The following is a 2,961-nucleotide window of genomic DNA, read 5'->3' as shown; positions in this document are numbered from 1 at the left end:
TACATAAAATCGAATGGGCTACTAGTTATATATCAAGGAACGCTCAAAAGTCCGCGAAGAGGAAGTATAAAGAAAAAAATGCGTTAGACGGAATTTACGCTGAGCTTAATGCTTAAGGTTCTGTCTATGAAACGAGCGTAAAAAGTAACCATTAATAACAACCAGAAATAAAGCCCAAGCTGCCCAGCATTTTTTACTATTTTATCATCATTACTTTCCTCCTCAGGAATGATTTCTGTAACAAGTAAATTAAAGTCAACGTAAACAACATTCTGCTCTGAATTTTCAAGTATTATACGCCCGTTATAATCGCCATCACCAAAAGGTACCTCTAAATAAACCCAAGAATCACTAATACGGCTATCCAAGAATAAATTAGTTTCTACTGACAACACGTTGAAATTACAGTTTTCAATAAGAATATACAAACATAAGTCGAATCCTACTTCGTTAGATTCTTCACTAGCTTGTGCTTCTGTTAGCACTTCAACCACAATATCTTCTAATTGAATTGGTAACTCCGTATATGCCATATAGCCAGGATCATCAATAACGCCGTTACGCTCACCGTCACTGTCATGAATACCACCATCTTTAATTGAGATTTCTAAACAGTTTGCGCCTAATATCGGTTCTTCTTGATAAATTTTATCCCCAGGCGAAGGACAAAAACCTAGCTCCCCTTTTGCATAACGAATATTACTACCTTGCTCAGATGTATCGAAATCAAACCACCCCCTTTCTTCCGTATACTTTCTAAACACTCCTCCACGGTTGTGTGGTTGCATCATAGGTAATACAACTGTCACACTTTCCTCTAATACATTTGTGACAACAAAATTACTTAATATACTGTTGTTAAATTCAATTTCATAATCTATGTCGGTAGGAATTTCGGTAACTAATAATGCTTCATCAGCACTAACATACGGACTGTAGCTATTATTTAATTCCGAAACTTTACCTAGTTTAATGCAGCTTCCAGATGTTGACTGGATAAAAAAACCACCGGATTGCACTCTATCATTATCAATCACTTGTAGTTCACAGCCATTAACTGAATCAATATAATCTGGAATTAGATCACCATCACTATCTTTTAATCCTTCAACTAAATCAGGAATACCATCACTATCACTATCTTTATCAGCACTTAATCTAAGTGTTTCAACAACCCTAATTTCAACATAAGTATCAACTGAAAACTCTCCATTTAACGAAACGGCTTTCGATGAAAAACGATGACGTCCCGGCGACAAAATTTTATTTATTAGTAAGTTTTGTTCAGAGGAAATAGTACCTAAAGGGATATTACTATCTAATTTTGATGTATGTGACCATGAGACCGTCAGAGGGTTATCACTGTTTTCTACAGATAAGCTTAAATACAAATTTTCATTTAAATCTTCATTAGTAATACTTATATATTCACCTTCATCATTAACGACATTGGCTCTAATAATAGGAGGAGGGGGTGTTTCTTTAACAGTTAAAATTATTGTATCCTTTGCTCCTAAATTAACATCACGTCCTAATTCTAGTTTTAATGTTTCCTCACCTTCATCTAATGCATCACCAGTAATATCGAAGCTTATACTCCCTTCCAAACCAGATTTTATAACCACATTTGTTATCTCTAATAATGAGTGATCTTCTTCATCTGTTGTTGATATTGTCTCATCTATTAAAACAGGGATTGTTACAGGATATACCGGTGCATAACCACTCAAGTAAACCTTCAATGTAACCTTGGTATCTTCATAGATAAAATTACCTTGGCCAAATTCAACTTGAGGATTAATTTGTATTAATTGCGCTGTAATTTGTTTTTTTCCTGTATTCTCATCATTAGCTTCCCAATAAACGATATTATTTCCTGAACGTAAACGGGGTTGATTACTAATCAAAGAAACAGGTACTGAATTGCCAAATGCATCTAGCGCTTTTGGCGACAACCTTATGATTGGTGTAAATAGCCCTGTCGCTTGGATAAATTTAGGTTCTACATTTTCAAAACGTGGAGTACCTTCAGAAACAGGCGTTGTATTAGCTAAAAGAATATATTCATTTTCTATACTACCGTCTAGATAAGTTATTTCATATGTTATATAGAGTTGTTTAGGTAAAATATCAGGGGGCGTAAATAAAATAGCATTATCAACAATACTTAAATTCCCCATAAAGGCTGAAGCGTCAGTTATTAACGCACCATTAGATAATCTGACGGGTATGAATTTATAAATAACATTTCCTTCTACTTCTATTTTTTCTCTATTATTTATTTCAAAGGTAGTTAAATTCAGATTAGAAACTTCATCTGCAACGCCATCACCATCTATATCGTACGCCTTATTCGGATCTAATGGGGCAATATCATTTTTATTTAAAACTCCATCACCATCGATATCGTCATCCCATTCATTACGAATTCCATCGCCATCCAGATCTGAAGCAATTTCAATACCGGTTCGACTTAACTCAAAGACCACTTCTGAAACAATACCGGCAATAGCAGAACGTGCTGATTTACCACTATTGCCCACAGCTTCATTTACATATTCTATATTGGCGCTATCCACAGATAATATGCCAATATTTTTATAATCCATTTCTGTTGGTTCTTTAGCAGATTTATCAAGCATATAACCTGTTACTATATTTAGACTATTCGTCAAATTTGCTATATCAGCTATATTTATCAACGATTGTTCGCTAACTTGGTCATTAATATCATTAATGTTGTTAGTTGTAACATCGGTTATTCCAATATTTCTATAATCACTCTCGGTTGGTATAGGTTGATTATTGTCTGCCGCGTAGCTTTGAATCACATTGACGCTATCGGTTATAGCTTGAATCTCTGCTACCGTGGTTAACGATTGACTTTCCACCTGACCATTCACTTCACTCAAATTATTGGCATCAACACCCGTGACGCCCAAGTTGGCAAAATCACTCACT

General features: G+C 34.9%; 1 protein-coding gene. It reads right to left on the bottom strand.

All coding sequences use genetic code 11. The annotated features are described in order from the left end of the window. Positions 1–83: 83 nt before the first annotated feature. Positions 84–2,961, bottom strand: a 2,878-nt coding sequence (locus ACTRWI_RS22165) for a thrombospondin type 3 repeat-containing protein (protein WP_499133859.1), incomplete at its 5' end; no start/stop codon positions are given.

Source organism: Pseudoalteromonas sp. G5_S1_14_S5 (assembly GCF_054968605.1).
This window is presented reverse-complemented; position numbering and strand designations above follow the sequence as displayed.